This window comes from Arthrobacter sp. UYCu712, assembly GCF_040547005.1.
Taxonomy (GTDB): Bacteria; Actinomycetota; Actinomycetes; order Actinomycetales; family Micrococcaceae; genus Arthrobacter.
Genome location: NZ_JBEPOZ010000040.1, coordinates 1 through 17,192, shown reverse-complemented (window position 1 = coordinate 17,192; position 17,192 = coordinate 1). Strand labels below are relative to the sequence as shown.

Genomic DNA, 17,192 nt, shown 5'->3' with positions numbered 1-17,192 from the left:
GACGCCCCCGATCCTTCGACAGGGAAGCGTACAAAGGCCGAAATGTCGTTGAACGCTGCTTCAACCGGCTCAAACAATGGCGTGGCATCGCGACCTGTCCGGGCGCCGTGGTGCGGCCCGGGATCCGTCCTGTAAAGATTGGCGTGTACGCGCCTACGTCAGCCATGGGATGAATTTGAGACAACTCCCTATCGCACTGGGCAAGCCCCACTGCTCTGTTCATTAACACGCACCCGAACAACGAGATGATGTCGCCCCACCGTAGGTGCTGATGCCGTGACCAGAGCTTAGCGTTGGATATTTCACTTTTTCACAAGCCACCCCTGGATGACCACACCCTCACTCGCGCTGGAAGGCCGGCGGCCTGTGGATCTTCTCCAGGGCCCTACTCCCCCGCTGCTGCGGGCACTGGAAGCGTTCGGCCCATAGGGCCGCCTGCTCCCGGTGCCCGCTTGGCCGTCAGCCGAACAGACGCGCAAACCATCCAGTCTTTTTCACCGGTGGCTTGCTCCGTTGAACGGCGCCACCGGTAGAAGGCCTGAGCTCAGCGGGGGCCGGAGATTGCTCGGCCGCAGTGCTGTAGCTCAGCGCTCGGTTTAGCCACCGCAGACTACTCCCCAACAGCCGGTCCGGCGCGATCCCATACGGTGGGCGCCTCCCAAGCTCCAACCTGGTTTTATCAGATCACATTTATGTCACAGATACATACTTATCGCTCTTTTTGTATATTCCGGGCAGATACTCTCCGGTATGCCGGACCCGGCATTCATGGAACAAGGGGGATCCAGATGCTATACCCTTGCCGTCTACATTGATGGCGGCCAAAGCGGGCAAAATTCCAGTGGCTGGTCAGCGGCCACTTCCAACTGGTCCAGCGCGACCGATATCAACTTCTATGTAACGACGGGAACCGCCAACATTTATCTGCGCCAGACACGGATCACCAATGTTACGTGGGACGGTATTACCTACCGTTCTACCGCCGGAAGCCTGTACCAGGCACCAATGAATGCGTACCTAAATTCGTACTACACCGACGGGTACACCTACACAACAACCCGCGGTGTTGCGGCCCATGAGCTGGGACACGCCCTTGGGCTGGAGCACGTGGGCGGGTGCTACCTGATGAACTCGGCAACGCCCAATCGTTGCGGAATTTACTACCCAACAAGTGACGAGATCGCCGGCGTCAACGCAATTTACTGAAAGGGGGACCACCATGAAGAAACTTCCATTTCTCCCATCAATGGCTGCGGTCTTTGCCGGAGCTCTGCTCCTGAGTGGCTGCGCCTCGCCGCAGGCACAACCGCCAGCCAAGACCACGTCCATAAGCGCAAGCTGGGCCAAGGCATACCCGACACTGAAGGACCTCGCCCAGAGCGCTGACGCAATTGTCGTGGGGACAGTTGAGAAGTCCGCACCGGCAGCACCTGTTGATGGCATCCCCTTCACAGACGCTACGGTGACTGTTAAATCGTGGCTTATGGGAACCAAGCCGGCAGCGACCATAACGGTGCAGCAAACCGGCGGGGCTCTGAAGGACTCAGTTGTCGTTTTGGAAGGTGACGCGATCATGCAGCCAGGGGAGGAATCCATGCTTTTCCTCCAGAAGAACGACGACGGCACCTACGTGGCACTTTCAGGGCCGACGGGCCGTCTGCCGGTCTCAGGCACGTCAGTCAAGAAGATGCCGGATACCACCCTCACCGAAGCAATTCCGGAGACGTTTCCCGAGCTGATCGCCGCCGTTACACGGCTTCTCTGAGAAACAACCGTCCAACCCGACAAGGGGGCAGCCGATTCATTCGAGGCACCCCGGGGCCGGGGTAGTTTTTATTCCTGGGAAGAGCAGGGATGGCCACGCCATCCCTGCTCTTCCCTTCCCGGCGAAATGTTGCGATCTCCGACGCCGAAGACGGGTCCCGATGAGACTGCAAATTAGGTCCATTGTGGGCTCAATTCAGATTGACATTCTCAGGTGAGCGGGATCGACATCTTCCTCATATCGTCCGAAGCTGGTGGGCTGTCTGGAACTTGTTTCGCGTCATGACTGGTGGCCGTCCGCCCATGTGGCCACTGGCCCTTGCAGCGGCTGGTCCTGCCTTGGTCCGCTCCGAGGGCCTGTTGCGCTCAGGTTTGGCCCGGGGCTTCGGCGTTGATGAGGGGGAGCGGCGCCAGCCGGGTAACCGGATATTGAGTTCTTTGATGCGGTCCGGGTGACGCCCGTGATTGGCATGGGCACGTTGCCTATTTACCCAGCTGGCCAAAGCGCGTTCGGTGCTATCGGCAGCGCTCCAGTGAGGATTCCTGCCGTGCTGAGTGACCCATGTAATCAGGTCCTCTGCCCGGGCCCGCCAGAGCCGTTCGCGGCTTATCCTGGCGCCTTCGACCCAGCCTGGATGGGCTTCCTCCAGTATTTGTCGGGGTTCATCCGGTAATTTCCCTTGCCTGTTGAGTGTCCGGAGCATGCTCAAAGTCCTTGCCAGGCGTGCTTGTTCGCCACTGTGAGGGGGAATCAGAGTCGGCATACTCCCGTTTTCGCGGAAATATGCTGCTATCAGCTGTGCCGAATCGCTGTAGGAGCGGTTCTTCTTCCTGGGTGTCTCCCGCCAGCCGGGTAACCTCGCGTTAAGTTCTTTGATCCGGTCAGGACGACGCCCATTGAGGGCATGGACGCGGTGTTCGGCCAGCCACTCTGCCAGGGACCGTTCTGTCAGATCAGTGGCTTGCCGTCTGGGCATCCCATGCTGAATGACCCAAGCAACGAATTCATCTGCCCTGGCCTGCCAGCTTTTGTCGGTGTAGTTGGCGCGGGCTGTCCAGGCGGGGTTCGCGTCGTCCAAGATGCGGGCTGCAGCGTCTGGCAGTTTTCCTTGCCGGTTGAGTTTACGGAGCCCCATCAACGCCTGCGCGAGGCGCTTTTGTTCACCGGAAGGCGGGGTTCTCTGGGTCGGCATGCTTCCGTTTTCCCGAACGTAAGCGGCTATCAGCTGCGCGGATTCGGTGGAAGTACGTCTCTTGCGGCTCTTAGACATTGCCGCCTTCTGTCTCCGGATCGTCTTTGAGCGCCCGCGCCAGAGCGGAGACGCTGACCCCGATGGTGCCTGCGACCTCGTGAAGAGTCATCTCATGCGCCCGGAGCTGGTGGGCTGTCTGAAGCTTGTTCGGCGTCATGGCCGGAGGCCGGCCACCCAAGCGGCCCCGGGCCCGCGCTGCCACAAGTCCTGCCTTGGTCCGTTCGGAGAGTCTGTTGCGCTCGTACTCCGCGAGGGAAGCGAACATATCGAAGATGAGCTTGCCGTGGGAACTCGTTGTATTGAGCCAGGGTTCGGTGAGAGACCGGAAAGCCACCCCTCGCTCCCCCAAGAGATTCACGATGAAGGCAAGATCAGCTGTGCTGCGGCCCAGCCGCGTGAGGTCGTTGACCAGGAGCGTGTTTCCGGGCTGGAGATAGGTCCAGGCACGCGAGCCACTGCTGGCGGGCCTGTGTGGCCCCTGAGGCGTGCTCCTGGTAGACCCTGACGGCACCGGCGGCCGTGAGCGCGTCTACTTGGGAGTCCAAGGACTGGCCCAGCGTGCTCACGCGGGCGTAGCCCACCAAATTTCCTGACGCGGGGATGGTCACAAAGGGTCCTTCCGGATTGTGACTGATTTTGATTCAGGCAACGAGTTCTGAAAGCTTAGAAATGGCCCAAACGGCGATTTACCGGCCTGGTGAACCGTACCGGGTTTGATGCCGCTTCCTTTTTTGTGAAGGATAGCGATTATGCCCAAGCGATACCCCGAGGATCAGCGTGAGCGTGCCGTGCGGATGGTCCTGGATCATCTTGGCGAGTATGACTCCGTTTTTGCCGCCTGTTCCGCCATTGGACCAAAGCTCAGTATCGGCAGGGAGTCCTTGCGCCGGTGGGTTCTCCAGGCCCAGATCGACGCTGATGAACGCCCCGGTGTCACGAGTGCCGAGCAGGCCCGGATCAGGGAGCTGGAGCGTGAGAACCGGGAGCTGCGGGAGGCAAACGAGATCCTGAAGCGGGCCTCGATTTTCTTCGCGAGGGAGCTCGACCCTCGCCGCCGCAAATAACCGGATTCATCGACGAACTACGTGCTGACGGGTTCGGGGTCGAGCCGGCCTGCAGGGTCCTGCGTGAGCAGGGCGTGCAGGCCGCCCCGAGGACCTACCGGTCCTGGAAGTCCAAGGCACCGGCCGCGCGGACCGTCAGCGATGCTGTCATCGTCAAGGCGCTGAAGGACACCGCCGAGAAACCTGAGTCCCTCTACGGGCGGCGGAAGATGACGGCGTGGCTGCGCCGGGAAGGCCATGCCGTGGCCAGGTGCACAGTGGACCGGCTGATGCGGGATGAAGCCATGAACGGCCTTGTCCGGGGGCGCAAACCCAAAGCCGGACCAGTTCCGAAGGACTCGCGGCGGGCCCCGGGACCTCACGGCTGATTGCTACGGTGTAGTGCGTGAAGCTGTGCTGGGTGACCATGATGCCGTTGCGGCGTTCCCGCATGGCGTGCCGGCGCACGGTTTCCACGGCACTGTTGAGGTCTGTTTCAAGACTTGGTTGGTCACGGGCGAATACTTCCATGACTCCGGGCGTGGGCCGCTGGTTCATTGATGACCTCTCTGTGCTGGCACTTTCGGGGTGAGGTGTGTGGGTCTGCGGAACGTTCCGGCATTCTCCGTCGGCCTTTCCAGCCACCGCGGGGTGCAGGGAAAGGTCCGGAGTCTGCCCCCAGTGCCCCCGTTTATGCGGGACGTAGTGCTAAGCCCCATGTCAGCCTCCATGCGGGTGGCGGATGAAAGGGGATCTGTCGTTGCTGTGAGTATTTGCCGGTCCCAGCTGGTGCCGGGACCGGCAAAGCGCCCTCCTGTTTCTCTTGGTGATTCCTGCGGGCGTCTGGCTGGTCGAAGTTGCCGTCTTTCGGTGCGCTTGGTGGCGGCGGCTTCGTTGTTCGCTGTTTAGTGCCGGTGGCTGACGTCGGTGACTTGGTGGGGGGCGACCCCGAGGATACCTGCAGCGATGCGCGCGCCCATCATTGCAGTGGGGAGGTTGATGTTGCCCCGGGTGATGCTGGGCATAATCGAGGCATCGGCGACGTACAGCCCGGGCACTCCGTGCACGGAGCCGTCGCTTCCAACAACGGCCATGGCGTCCGTGGCCGGTCCCATCTTGCAGGTTCCTGCCGGGTGGCAGTAGTTGACTATGTCCTCGAGCGGGGCGGTTTTCCCGGGGACCCGGTCTCCGAGGATGGTTGCGAGTTCGGGCTGGCGGACCATTGATTCCATGAGGTCCAGTGCCTCGGACAGGACGGTCCTGTCGTACCCTTCCGGGTCTGTTCCGTAGCGGTGGTCGATCGCGGGGGTGCTGATGTCCAGGTCTGGGTTGAGGGTGACGGTTCCTTCCGAGCGGGCGCGCATCGCGCCGCCGTAAAGGGTGATGGGCGGCAAACCTGGGTGGCCGCTGTTTGCTCCGGCGACCATGAACACGTGGATGTCGTAGGGGCCGTCATCGCACACGCTGGATTTGGCCCTTCCCACGGTCTGCTCGTCGGGATTCCACGGGAGTTTGGAGAGTTCTTCGACCAGGCCTGGCTGGCCGGAGAAGTCGAGCTGCACGCAGGAGTGGTCAAGCAGGTGTTTTCCGACGCCGGGAACATTGGCCTGGACCGGGATGCCAAGGGCGGTCAGCTCATCTGCGGGTCCGACGCCGGAGCGCAGCAGCAGTGCCGGGGAGTGGTAGGCGCCGGCTGCGACCACGACCCGGCGGGCGGTGATGTAGCCCTCTCCTTCGGCGCTGCTGACGAATACGCCGCGGGCGATGCCGTCAACGATGTTGATTCGTGTGACCTGGACGCCGCCGGCGATGGTCAGGTTCGGCCGGTCCCGGACTGGATCGAGGAATGCGAAGGCACTGTTCCAGCGGACGCCGTCCACGACGTTGACCGGCATCGGTCCGATGCCCTCGGCTGCTTCCAGATCGTCGAGGTCATCGGCGAAGGGCAGCCCCGCCGCGACCCCCGCGTTGACGAAGGCGCGCTGCGGGGGCGTCAGTTCGTCCATGCTGTAGCGGCGGACCCGGAACCGGTCCCGGACCCAGTCCAGGAGCGGTTCGACTTCATCGGCCGACCAGCCAGGGTTGCCGGCGTGGGCCCACTCGTCGTATTCGTGGCGTGCCCCCACGGAAGCGGTGCAGCCGTTGTGGGAGGAACAGCCCCCCATGATGCGTGCCCGGGGCAGGTCCAGGACGCCTGCTCCGGAGGAGCGGCTTGCGTGCAGGTCGTAGTCGTGGGAGAGCGGAATTGACCGGGCGTCGAGCATGTCTTCGGGCCACTGGCCCGATTCCCGGGTGCCGTAATCCGGTCCTGCTTCGAGCAGCAGGACGCTTTCGTCACTGTGGGCTGCGAAGGTTCCGGCGAAGGCAGCTCCGCCGGTCCCGCCGCCGATGACGATGGTGTCCGCGAAGGAGGGAAGGCTGGCAAGAGGGTGGGTGGAGGTGTTCATGGTGTCCTGGTTCCTGATGTTTTGCGGCCTGGCGGAAGCGGATTCCGTGCCAGGCACGCTGTGCTTTGTTAAACGGGAAGGGTCGCTGACTTCGAGGAGACCTGGTCGACGTCCGGGAGTTCTCCGGCCCGGGCCATCCAGGCCCGTTTGCCGGGGCGCAGGTTGCGTCCGAACAGGACGGCAGCACCCAGGAGGCCGTAGGTCAGTGCGAGGAAAGGGGCGAAGATTACGGGGTAGGCCGGGAGCGGGACGATGCTGTTGTACGCGATGGCGAGCAGCGCGGTGGTAGAGACGACGGGGGCGACGACGTGGGCCCAGATGTTGAATTCGTTCGGGTGCTTGCGGCGGAAGAACATGAACGCGGCAATGTTCATCAGGATGAAGATCGGGATGTATACGAAGGTTCCGGTGGTGCCGAGCATGTTGAACAGGTTGTACGGTCCCAAGGGAAGCCCGACTGCCAGGCAAATGCCCAGGGCGACGGCTGATTGGACGTAGACGGCCGTGATAGGGGTGCGGTGCTTGGGCTGGGTGCGTGCGAAGAAGGCCGGGAGCGCGCCGGTCCGGGCGATGCCGTAGATCGTGCGGGTGGCACTTGTCGTGCAGGCGATGCAGACGCCCAGGCCCGAGTTCACGAGCGCAATGAGTACCAGGATCGAGGCTCCGCTCCACAAACGGTCCGCGAGGACGAAGGCCGGTGCGGTGGGAGAAGCGGCCAGCGCGGCGATGTCGTTGGTGCCCCAGCCGATTTGGAGGCCCCATGCGGTGACGACGTAGAAGACACCGATCAGCACCAGTGAACCGAAGATCGCCTTCGGAACGATCCGCTTTGGATCTCGTGATTCCTCGCCGACCGCGGCGGCGCTTTCGAACCCGGTGAAGGCAAAGATCGAGAGCACGATGGCGAGGAAGAAGCCAGAGGGGTTTTGGACGTTGGCGGGGTTGAATCCGTCCAGGTTCACGCCCCCGGGGCCCGGGTTGAACATGCCGGTGACTGCGAGTCCGAGACCGACCGCCATCTCGAAAATGGTCATCACCACAAGGAATTTGATGGAGATGACGATGCCGCGGTAGGCGCAGGCGAAGCAGATGGCCAGGATCACGGTTGAGTAGATCCACCAGGGGATGCCGATTCCGTACTTGCCGCTGAGTTCGTCGGCGAGGACCGCACCGGTGAACGCGGCCAGGGCTGCGGGGACGATGGTGACCATGATCGCGTACAGCCATCCGGTCATGAAGCCGGCCTTCGGCCCGATGCCCGCGGAAACATAGGTGTAGAAGCCTCCGGCGGAGGGCAAATGTCGTGCGAGGCCGAGCATCGGAACCGCAATCACCAGGCATACGAGGAACGCGGAGAGGTAAGTCAGGGGCGCCGATGCCCCTGCTTGGCCGGTGGTGAAAGCGATCGTGTAGAAGATGCCCAAGGTCGGGGAAATTTGCGCGATCGACTGCATCAAGGTTCCGCCGAGGCCGATTGAGCCTTTCTGCAACCCGGAGTCAAGGGCCTTGCCCTCCACCTCCGGGGACTCTGGCTGATTGGTCAACATACTGCTCTCCTTTGAACTGATGAACGAAGACATGGAATGATCGAACAGTGTTTATGTTTACTATTACATAAATCGTGTTCATTATGCTAGAGACTGTTTGTTTTGTAGTTGCAAATGTCGATGGTCTGGGACCCCCACGGGTTGTCGCCGCTCTGCGGCGAGGGCGCGGCTCAGATTTAAGCCATGGGAACGTGGAGGAAGGCGGCGCCGATGGCTCCGCCGTAGTCATCGAGGCCGGTTTTGCTGATTTGGGCGTAGTGGATCCATGCCCCGAGCCGTTGCAGAGATCGCTCGACCGTGTCGCTGTACAGGTCGAAGTGTTGTGCGGCGCTGCCACCCAACACAACATTTTCCGGCCTGTAGGCGGCGAGCAGTGTCCCCAGGCCGTCGGCGATCGCGAGTCCGTAGTCCCTGAATACCTCTGTTGCCTGCTTCTCGCCACGGCGGGCGCGTGCGGCCAGTTCGGCGATCGCCGTCCTGTCTGTGGGTCCTTTTCCAAGGAGAGCTGCCGCGGAGCGCTGCAGGGTCTGGCGTGAGGCGGTTTGTTCCCAGCAGGCCTCGCGGCCGCAGTAACAGGCTGGGGTGGCCGCGGCTGCGACGGTGATGTGGCCGGTTTCCGGATGCATTCCATCGCCGCCGCGCAGGGGCTTGCCGTCAATGAGCATGCAGGCGCCGATCCCGGTGCCCAACGTGACGTGGAGCAGGCTCCGTGAGTTCTTTGCCGCACCCACGCGCTGCTCCGCCAGTGCCGCACACACAGCGTCGTTGTCGATCGCTACCGGCACGCCAAAGGCTCCTTCGAGACTGGCCACGATCGGCTCTCCGGTAAAGCTCAGGAGGGTGTCAGGATTGCGGATGATCCCATCTGTATCCACCGGACCGCTCGCCCCGATGCCGATTGCCTCTAGTGTCCGTCCGGGTGCGAGTCCGCCGATATGGTCAGCGAGGAATTCCGCCGCTGTTCCATTGGTAAACGCGCCGGGAGTGGCGGCGGCGAGCCGGGCGAGGACGTGGTTCCCGGCATCCAGGGCGACGAATCGTATGCCTGTTCCGCCGATATCAATTCCGACCCGGAGGCCTGGCGATCCTTCGTTCAGTTTCAAAGGTTCGGCGGACATCTAGATCGAGGTGGTGATTTTGGAGCCGTAGATGAAGGCGCCGGGAACGACGTTGTTGGCGCGTGCCAGGCCGACTGCGAACAACTCTGCGATTACGGAGCTGGCCGAGAGCTTGGCCAGTGGACTGATCCCGGTAACCGGTACCGTGAGCGCACCAGGGATTTCGTCGTCGCCAACGATGAGGACCTGTGAACCAGTGTCGACCAAGTCCGCGGCGAGCAGGCGCAGACTCTCATCCGGTGTCTGAGCTTGAAGACCGAAAAGTACGACGGTCAGGCCGTCACCGGCCAGTTCAAACGGGCCGTGCCTGAATTGTCCGCCGATAAATCCTTCGGCAGGGACTTTGGATGATTCCTTGGTGATCAGGGCCGAGAACAGTGCAGTCGCGGATTCATCGCCCCTGCCCACGTAGGCCAGACGCCGCTGGGGATGGCTGGCGGTGGCAGCAGCGATGCCCGATACGTCCACTGCGCCGATCAGGCTTTCGACGATATCGGCGGTGGACAGGATGTCCTCGTTGATCCGCTCCAGTGTTTCGCCAGCAAAGGCTCCTGTCAGCATGCGGTGCACGGCCAGAGAATTGAGGTAGCTCTTGGTGCTGACCGTCGCCTCTTTCCCACTGTGCAATGGCAGGAAAACATCCGAACCCAGGGCGAGTGGGCTTTCAGGGTCGTCAGCTATCCCGATCAGAAGTGCCGGTGAAATTAAGCCCGCATCCATCCGGTTGAGAAGCTCGACAACTTCCCCACTCGCTCCGGACTGCGAGGTCACGACCAGGAGAGTGTTCGGGGTAACGGCCTTCGGGTTATCCAGGAGTTGTCCGGTATCGATGCTCCATGCCGGCCGACCCAGCGCCGTCAGACGCCGCCAGCTCGGAATGCCCGCAAAATGCGAGGAACCCATACCCGTGAAAACGATCCGGTCCCAGCTCGAGCCGGCCATCGCGCGCAGATCAGGCAGCGAAGCCGCCGCGAGTCGCCTCAGAGCCTCGGGTTGTTCAGCGATGTCGAGCTCGAACGGTGTCATCTCAGTCATGGTCTGGTCCATCCTTTTTCTCGGAGAGTGCCCCAGGTCGTCCAAGTTGCCTTGGTCGCCTTGAACGGGCGGTTTCATGATCCCTGTACACACGCCCGGTCCTGCTGGGCTGGACTCGGTGGGAATATCCGCGTCGCAGCACGACAGGCAGGTGCAAACAAGGCAATATGAACAGTCTTGGTGTTCGAGTAACGATATTTCGAACAAATCAGATTGTCAATCATGTCGGTTCAATGTTTGAATGAACGGACAGAAGGTAAGGTCCGCGAGAGGGGTAGTAAATGGTTAGCGCGAAGGAGCGGCGCCACCAACAGGTTCTGGAGATACTCCAGGAAACCGGTACGGCCACCGTGGGAGAGATGGGCACCCGGTTGGGTGTGACCGAGATGACGATCCGCCGCGACCTGGAACTCCTGGAAGCCGACGGGGTTCTCAAACGGTTTCATGGCGGAGCCAAACTGGACTTCGGCAGCAGCTACGAACCGCCGTTCCCGGTACGGGAGAAGACAAACGCCGAACAGAAACGCCTCATCGGCCAGCGGGTTGCATCCCTCATAGATGACGGTGACACCATCATCCTGGATGGCGGCTCTACCGGACTCGCCGTAGCCGAGTACCTTCTCGACCGCCAACTGACCATCTGCCCGTTGTCCCTGCGAGTGGCTTGGGCCTTCGCAAGATCCACCTCGGTAAAACTCATCATCCCGGGCGGTTCCGTCCGCGCAGGGGAGCTTAGCCTCAGCGGCGCGGACACCATCGACTATCTCCGCGGACGCCACTTCGATACCTACGTCATGACAGCAAGCGGCCTTTCGCTTAAGGAGGGCTTCACCGAGTGGAACCCGGAAGACGCAGCCGTCAAAAAGACCGCCATGAGCGTCGCGGACAAAACCATCACAGCTGTGGACTCAAGCAAATTCACCCGTGTCGGATTCGTCAAAATCTGCCCAACGCAGGTACCCGCGGCGATCGTAACCGACGGCGGCGCCACCAGCGAGAACCTGGAAGGGCTCCGGCGCCAGTCCCAGGGAGTCATCGTGGCCGAGTGAGATGGCAACGGAACCAAGGGCAAAACAATTGAACAACGCGGCCCGTCTCCAACAGACAGTGAACACAGCTCGGGTTCCGGGTTGGAGTTCCTGATTCCCAGCTGAACTATGCGCAACCCAGATAACGGTCCGCTGCAGCAATGGAACAAACACCCGGTAGTTGCACTGATCCGGGCGCGCACTGGAGCAGTGCAGCCAACTTCGGACATTCCGTGCAGGCAACTTTTGAAAACGACATAGGGAACGGCTGGGTGCTGCGTATTCTTACTGTCCCGAATGTTGTCCCAACCCATGACGCAACCGGCGGTCACAGAGATAACTTTCGGTACGTCTTAGGTGTGCCTGTTCGTTCAGAATGGCGGTTAGATCGCAGCTCAAAATGGCGGTTCTCCGGCGCCGGTCGTCTTGCATGGCAGGGGTTTCGAGGCACTTAGGTTGTGAGACACATTCGTCGATGCGATCGAGACCGACTGTTTGCAATTCGCCTCCGAGATGACACCGACCCCGCGCGGCCCATCGCACCGGACCGGCTCGGACCGATTCGGTTTCCCCCATCAGACCATCAGTCCAGAAGGGCCGGAACCACCACCAGCCCCGGGCCATTGTGACGCAGCGGGGACATGCTTCAGCTTCCACGCCTCGCAAACGATCCGCGCGGCCCGGAAAAGGTCCTCCCCACCAGGACCGATCGGAGAAAGCCGAGTCTGACAGCCCTCCCGGTTACGGGTTGGATTCAACACACGCACTTATAACGACGTGGCGGCCGAAACCGCGGAGAGGTTCATCTGGCTATGACAGGAGTTGTGTGGGGGCCAAGAATGGTGCTTACTTTTTTCGGCAGTCCGGGCCCTCACCCGGCCCGCCGGGTTTTTCCTGCGGGTGAGGTCCTAAGCTGCCGAGGTAACGGTCCTGGTCCAGCTCCGCCTGAACCCCTGCCGGCGTGTGTGCTGTGAGTTTCAGGGACCATCATGACCAGATCCTGCGAGCCCTTCGTTGCCGGTTGATGGCGTTCTTGCCCGGAATGTGGTGGCGGCGGCATCTGAGGATGCTGCGGCGGCACGGGCCGGATCGGCTGCAGGTGAGCTGAATGATGCGATGACCTTGATGAGTTCGCGTCGGAGCGTGCCCGGTTCCGAGGACCCCGGAGGCAGGAGGTCTATTTCGGTTCGGCGCGCTTTTTCCAGGGCCGTCCGGCCGGTGCTGGTGAGCGCGGCTTCGATTCTGCGCCGGTTGCGGGGATCCCGCACGCGGGTGATGAACCCGGCAGCGTCGAGCCGGGTCAGGATCCCGCCCATGGTCTGGGCCCGGACCCGGATGCGTGCCGCCAACTGGTTCTGGCTTTGCGGGCCTGCGGCGAGTCCCTGCAGTGCGGTGACGGCGGCGTGGGTCAGGCCAAGGTCTGTCAGGGCCCTGTCCTGGCTGCGTCGAACAAGGCGGTCCGCCATCGCGAGCAGCTGCTGGGTCGTCCATTCTTCGGCGGCAGGGGGTGAGATCATCGGCACGCTTTCCCTTCCCTGTTCCGGGCCCGCGGTGGGCCGCAGCGCAGTGGACCCAGCAACGCCATGGGCGCGGGTCATCTGGTTGCGCCCATGGCGTTGCTGTGCAGTGAGGCCGGAGTGCCTGGTTAGCGGCGGGTGTCGTCGATACCGTCGGTGTCGATGCGTTCCTTGCGGACTTCCTCATCGACGGTAACCTCATCGGTGACGGTTTCCTTGTCGAGCCGGACTCGTTCCACGGGAACGGATTCCTTCTCCACGACGGGGCGTTCCTCGTGGAGGATCACCTCATGTTCCTCCTCGCTGATGTCCGGCCCGGCCTGGGCGTCGCCCCGGTTGGCATCGGTAATCGGTTCACGTTCGATGCGGACTTCTTCTCGCCTGACCGGCACGGTCTGAGTGACGTTTTCGGTGGTAACGTACTTCCGCAGCCGGGCACGTCCGGTAGCCTGCTTCTCGGTGCCCACGTTCAGGCGCTCCTCCGAGCGGGTCATGGCATCATCCGTGGTGGGACCGGAGGTGTCGTGTCCGACACTGCCGGACGTATCCTCCTTGTCGAAACGGCCGGTGCCAGTGCCAGCGGTGCCGGTATCCGCGCCGGTGGTTGCGTCGGTGTAGGTCCGGCCGCCGCCGCCGAGCTCGTAGTGGGTGTAAAGCCGGTCTTCCTCGGCGGGTTCCAGATGACCGTCGACGTCCACCTTGGGGGCGTCCTTGACCAGGTCCTTCTCGTACGGGACGACGATGTCGTTACCCTCGATCCGGGCTCCTTCGAGGGGAACGAACGATTCCGAGGTTCCGAACAGGCCGGTTTTGACGGTGACCCAGTTGGGCTGGGCGGTATCGTCGTCCACGTAGATCTGACCGATGGAGCCGATCTTGTTCCCGTCCTGGGAGAGGACGTCCCCGCTGTTGCTGAGCAGGCCTTCGATGTTTTCCTTGGTGATCATGATGTCTCCTTGGATTGTGAACCATGAGTGGGTGGGTTGGGCATCCGGTCAGGGGCCCGGAGGGGTGCCGGGTAGGCAGTGGTGGTGCCGCCCGGCCGTAGCGGGTTCTCAGTAGCGGTGCGCGCCGGATTCGTGGGGTTCCTCCGGCGGGAGGTACTGCCCTGCGGCGTCCTTGATCTGCTCTGTGGCAGGGGGTGCGGACTGGGCCTGTGCTTTGATTTTCGGGGCTTCTTCTTCGGCGCGGGTCAGGTACTGCTCCCAGCGGGCGGACATCGGCTTGATCAGCCCGCCGCCGACACCGACGACAACGACGCCGACAATCGCTGCCAGGACCGCGATCAGGATCGGGGTGGTGACCGTGGTCGCGATATCGACCTGGTTCAGGGCCGCGATGATGCCGATGCCCAGGATGAAGATACTGGCGATGTTGGCCAGAACCTTCCCGTAGGACAGGCCTCCGAGTGATCCCTGGATCAGAGTCTTCACGGCCGCAGCGATCGCGGCGCTGATGATCACAATGATGATCGCGACGACGACCTTGGGCAGGAACGCGATGATCGCAGCCAGCAGCACACTGACCGGGTTCGGTCCGAAGACACCGAAGGCGAACTGCAGCACGAACAACACCAGGGCGTAATAGACAATCTTGGCAATGATCTCGCTGGCATCCAGTGAGGATTTCGCCAGCGCCTTCTTGATGCCGCCGCGTTCGACCAAACGGTCAAAGCCGACCTTGTGCAGCAGCTTGGACAAGGCCTTGGAGATCGCCTTGGCGATCAGCAGCCCCACCACCAGGATGACCAGGAACAGGAGGAACAGGGGAATGAACGTTGCCACCACTGTCAGCCCGGCTTTAAGCGAGTCGAGAATGTCCAAGGGGTAAGCCTTTCGGATCAGGGACCCGGGAAGCGGAGCCCTCCCGGCGGCTGAGGCCTTCCTGCCCGGCCTTCACTGCAACTACCATAAGCCTGCTTACTATCAGTTTGGCAAGCATGCTTAGTAATCTTTTTATTCGCAGCGGTCCGGCTTCTGGTGCGCGGCGCAGTCTCGCTAAACCCCCGATACCCTGGCCAACCGGGGCGCCACAGCTGGCCGGCAGCCGGACAATCAGCTCGCACCGGCCAGATAGTAATCGTTCCTCCCTCCGGAGAGACCGGACGGGCACCGGATGCTCCAGTCAAGAAACCATCCCACTTGAGGTTTAGGATGACAGCCGCCGGGTTGCGCGCCGGGACCGGGTTCCGGTCAACCGCTCCGGCCGGCGCCAAGGATGCCGGCCGGGGCAAGCCCCGCCGGCAAACCCTCAGCCGTGGTTAGCCCGTAACGTTCCGGGGATCGTTGCCGTAGCTGTTCCTGCTCCCGATCTGCCCGTCCTGGTTCTTGATAACGTGCTCAACCTTGTCCCGCTTGGCAGCTTCCCGCCCCTCGGCGATCGCTTCGTCCTTGGTGGCATAGCCGGCAGAAAATGCCCGCCCGGTTCCCTCGCGCTTGTTCTTCCACACGCCGTCTTCGTGGGACGTCTCGACATCACCCTGGGCCATTGAAATCCCTTTCCTTGTCACGGACTGCTTACACCGGCAACGCTACACAAACCCACCTCCGGAATCAGGGTTGGAGCTCAGAACACCAGCCACAGCCACCACCGTCCATTGCCACGGGGGACGACGGCAAGCTGAAGGATACCGAACAGGACACGCAGATCCCGTTGCGTTGGCCGGCCAGCTCGACAGCCCCGCCGCTGCGCTGACCTTCCTGGAGACGTACCTGCGCATGCTGCCGGGCCGTCTGGAGCGCATCCATCGTGGAATCGACGATCTGGACGATGAGACGTCCCATGACGCCGTGCTGAGCCTGAAGGTCGCGTCCAACATGACCGGGGCCCCCGGGCCGTGCAACCCCGTGACTGCGGATGAGTGTGGTGGATCTCCCGGGGATAGCTGGCGTCCGGGCCGGTCCGGCCGGCCGCTCAGGCGGCTGTGATGACGCGGGTGCGGGGTCGGGTCAGGGTTTGCGCGCGCCGAGTACCGGGACGGCCGGGAGCGGCCCCGGTCCTGTGATCCGGCGGCGGTACGGGTCCGGTGACCGCGCCGGCGGAAGGTGCCGGGCACAGGTCCGTGATGTGGCCCATTCCGGCATAATCGCGGACGGCCCGGATTCCGTCGACGGCGGACTGCTTGTCGGGAAAACGGCGGGAAACTGCCATCACCGTCCCGTCGGGAGCGGTGATTCTGAACCTGAAGCCCGAAACTTCGTCGGTGAAGAGTTCGAACATGCCTGCCATTGGTCTCCTCCCGGCGGTGACCGCCCGCCTTGGCTACGATATTTTATCGGGATTCAGGGTTGTTTCAGGATTTCCCGGCCGTCGGATTCGGTGTGACGGGCGACCGCGTCGCCGTTTGAAGGCCCGGCTGGCGTCAGGGCCGAAGCGCCGTACCGCTGTTCTGCAGCCTGCCTCTCCCAAAGCGCCGTGAGGTGCCGAATCCGGGGGCCTCTGCTCATGCGTTGGGGCCATCGCCAGGACATGCGGGGACGATGGTTGGTCAGGGGTGTCCCGCAGTCCTGGCCCTTGCGCGACCAGGTTCCCGGCCCGTAGCTTTGGGGCAGCGAAAGGCCCCTTCCGCCGGCGCCAGCCCCCTTGAGCCGGCGGAGAAGCAGAGTCACCAAAGGACACAGCGATGGCAACAGGCACGGTTAAATGGTTCAACGCCGAGAAGGGTTTCGGCTTCGTCGCCCCCGATGACGGCTCAGCAGATGTTTTCGCCCACTACTCCGCAATCGCCAGCAGCGGCTACCGATCCCTGGAGGAGAACCAGAAAGTCCAGTTCGACACCGCCCAAGGACCGAAAGGCCCGCAAGCGGAGAACATCCAACCGATGTGATGGTCCCGGCGCCGGAAAGCAGCGCACCCCCGAGCGGCGCCGATCGTTTCTGCCGGACCAGCCGTCCGGTTCCATCACGGACACCGTATTCCTGCCCTTCCCGGGACATATCCTGAATCTGCCATCCGGACAACCCGTACTAGGGACCAATCCAAGGAGCAACCCATGACCCTGCCGCCGCAACGCGAGCCCGAACCGTTTCCACCCCAGCCCGGGCCGACACCGGGTTCACCCGATCCCACCAACCCATTTCCTCCCGCTCCGGAACCTGACCCCGGCCCAGTCCCTGTTCCCGGACCGCTGACACCGCCCACCGATCCGACCAGCAGGCCCTAGAAACCGTCCGGAAAGGACGGCACCAATCAACCCGGGCAGGCAGCAGAAAATACCTGCGGCCGGATACACCGTTATTCCCACAGTCCCGTCCTGGTTAGTTTCTGGCCAGTTTCGATTCCGCCGACGAGTTGCGACGCGCTCTGGCTGTGACTTTTGGCGCTCTTTGGCGGCATTCCGTGATCGCTAGGGTGTGTTGCTAAACCCCTGATTTGATCCAGATCAGGGCCGAGGCGAGCGTGACGCCAGCGAGGTAGCTGCGTGCCGTTTTGTCGCTTCTG

General features: G+C 62.5%; 18 protein-coding genes, 1 pseudogene and 1 other annotated feature. Of the genes and pseudogenes, 8 read left to right on the top strand and 11 right to left on the bottom strand.

All coding sequences use genetic code 11. The annotated features are described in order from the left end of the window. From ABIB51_RS22325 to ABIB51_RS22315, 3 genes and pseudogenes are all read left to right on the top strand, one after another. A pseudogene (locus ABIB51_RS22325) lies at positions 1-95 on the top strand (IS5/IS1182 family transposase); the annotation flags it as partial. 655 nt (positions 96-750) lie between these two features. After that, positions 751-1,206: a matrixin family metalloprotease gene (locus ABIB51_RS22320; RefSeq protein WP_354191547.1), complete on the top strand. Its 456-nt coding sequence runs from the start codon at positions 751-753 to the stop codon at positions 1,204-1,206. 13 nt (positions 1,207-1,219) lie between these two features. Continuing rightward, complete coding sequence (locus ABIB51_RS22315; protein WP_354191546.1) at positions 1,220-1,765, top strand: hypothetical protein; 546 nt, start codon at positions 1,220-1,222, stop codon at positions 1,763-1,765. Between the two features lie 1,262 nt (positions 1,766-3,027). Here ABIB51_RS22315 and ABIB51_RS22310 read toward each other — a convergent pair. Beyond that, positions 3,028-3,408, bottom strand: coding sequence for a recombinase family protein (locus ABIB51_RS22310; protein ID WP_354191550.1), 381 nt, complete (start codon positions 3,406-3,408; stop codon positions 3,028-3,030). Beyond that, complete coding sequence (locus ABIB51_RS22305; RefSeq protein ID WP_354191548.1) at positions 3,389-3,583, bottom strand: recombinase family protein; 195 nt, start codon at positions 3,581-3,583, stop codon at positions 3,389-3,391. The genes ABIB51_RS22310 and ABIB51_RS22305 overlap by 20 nt, the downstream gene beginning before the upstream one ends. 183 nt (positions 3,584-3,766) lie before the next feature. On the opposite strand from ABIB51_RS22305, the gene ABIB51_RS22300 reads away from it, so the two are divergent. Continuing rightward, a complete protein-coding gene (locus ABIB51_RS22300) occupies positions 3,767-4,081 on the top strand; it encodes a transposase (protein ID WP_354191545.1) in 315 nt (104 codons plus the stop codon). Continuing rightward, positions 4,036-4,170: a sequence feature (AL1L pseudoknot), on the top strand. (Overlaps the previous gene by 46 nt.) Continuing rightward, entirely contained in the window at positions 4,156-4,449 is a 294-nt protein-coding gene (locus ABIB51_RS22295; protein ID WP_354191544.1) for an IS3 family transposase, read from the top strand. (Overlaps the previous feature by 15 nt.) A gap of 516 nt (positions 4,450-4,965) precedes the next feature. Here the strand turns inward: ABIB51_RS22295 and ABIB51_RS22290 are convergent. The 4 genes from ABIB51_RS22290 to ABIB51_RS22275 all read right to left on the bottom strand — a co-directional run bounded on the left by ABIB51_RS22290 (position 4,966) and on the right by ABIB51_RS22275 (position 10,207). Beyond that, positions 4,966-6,507: a GMC family oxidoreductase gene (locus ABIB51_RS22290; RefSeq protein ID WP_354191543.1), complete on the bottom strand. Its 1,542-nt coding sequence runs from the start codon at positions 6,505-6,507 to the stop codon at positions 4,966-4,968. A 68-nt stretch (positions 6,508-6,575) separates the two neighbouring features. Beyond that, positions 6,576-8,054, bottom strand: coding sequence for an APC family permease (locus ABIB51_RS22285; RefSeq protein ID WP_354191541.1), 1,479 nt, complete (start codon positions 8,052-8,054; stop codon positions 6,576-6,578). A 176-nt stretch (positions 8,055-8,230) separates the two neighbouring features. Then, complete coding sequence (locus ABIB51_RS22280; RefSeq protein ID WP_354191539.1) at positions 8,231-9,172, bottom strand: ROK family protein; 942 nt, start codon at positions 9,170-9,172, stop codon at positions 8,231-8,233. Continuing rightward, positions 9,173-10,207, bottom strand: a complete 1,035-nt coding sequence (locus tag ABIB51_RS22275; protein ID WP_354191538.1) for an SIS domain-containing protein — start codon at positions 10,205-10,207, stop codon at positions 9,173-9,175. A 281-nt stretch (positions 10,208-10,488) separates the two neighbouring features. On the opposite strand from ABIB51_RS22275, the gene ABIB51_RS22270 reads away from it, so the two are divergent. After that, complete coding sequence (locus ABIB51_RS22270) at positions 10,489-11,256, top strand: DeoR/GlpR family DNA-binding transcription regulator (protein ID WP_354191536.1); 768 nt, start codon at positions 10,489-10,491, stop codon at positions 11,254-11,256. A gap of 956 nt (positions 11,257-12,212) precedes the next feature. Here the strand turns inward: ABIB51_RS22270 and ABIB51_RS22265 are convergent. The 4 genes from ABIB51_RS22265 to ABIB51_RS22250 all read right to left on the bottom strand — a co-directional run bounded on the left by ABIB51_RS22265 (position 12,213) and on the right by ABIB51_RS22250 (position 15,240). After that, positions 12,213-12,752 (bottom strand): MarR family winged helix-turn-helix transcriptional regulator, encoded by a 540-nt coding sequence (locus ABIB51_RS22265; RefSeq protein ID WP_354191535.1) that lies wholly within the window; start codon positions 12,750-12,752, stop codon positions 12,213-12,215. A 128-nt stretch (positions 12,753-12,880) separates the two neighbouring features. Then, the gene (locus ABIB51_RS22260) at positions 12,881-13,699 is read right to left on the bottom strand and encodes a YsnF/AvaK domain-containing protein (protein WP_354191534.1); all 819 of its coding nucleotides are present in this window, start codon (positions 13,697-13,699) and stop codon (positions 12,881-12,883) included. 108 nt (positions 13,700-13,807) lie between these two features. Next, positions 13,808-14,575 (bottom strand): mechanosensitive ion channel family protein, encoded by a 768-nt coding sequence (locus ABIB51_RS22255; RefSeq protein WP_354167614.1) that lies wholly within the window; start codon positions 14,573-14,575, stop codon positions 13,808-13,810. A gap of 437 nt (positions 14,576-15,012) precedes the next feature. Then, positions 15,013-15,240: a DUF2188 domain-containing protein gene (locus tag ABIB51_RS22250; protein WP_354191533.1), complete on the bottom strand. Its 228-nt coding sequence runs from the start codon at positions 15,238-15,240 to the stop codon at positions 15,013-15,015. A gap of 169 nt (positions 15,241-15,409) precedes the next feature. Here ABIB51_RS22250 and ABIB51_RS22245 point away from each other — a divergent pair, with 169 nt between their 5' ends. Continuing rightward, positions 15,410-15,679: a hypothetical protein gene (locus tag ABIB51_RS22245; RefSeq protein WP_354191531.1), complete on the top strand. Its 270-nt coding sequence runs from the start codon at positions 15,410-15,412 to the stop codon at positions 15,677-15,679. Here ABIB51_RS22245 and ABIB51_RS22240 read toward each other — a convergent pair. Further along, complete coding sequence (locus ABIB51_RS22240) at positions 15,666-15,980, bottom strand: YegP family protein (RefSeq protein ID WP_354191529.1); 315 nt, start codon at positions 15,978-15,980, stop codon at positions 15,666-15,668. The genes ABIB51_RS22245 and ABIB51_RS22240 overlap by 14 nt on opposite strands. Positions 15,981-16,374: 394 nt before the next feature. Between ABIB51_RS22240 and ABIB51_RS22235 the strand changes: the two genes are divergently transcribed. Further along, complete coding sequence (locus tag ABIB51_RS22235) at positions 16,375-16,578, top strand: cold-shock protein (RefSeq protein WP_354191528.1); 204 nt, start codon at positions 16,375-16,377, stop codon at positions 16,576-16,578. Positions 16,579-17,192: the final 614 nt, after the last annotated feature.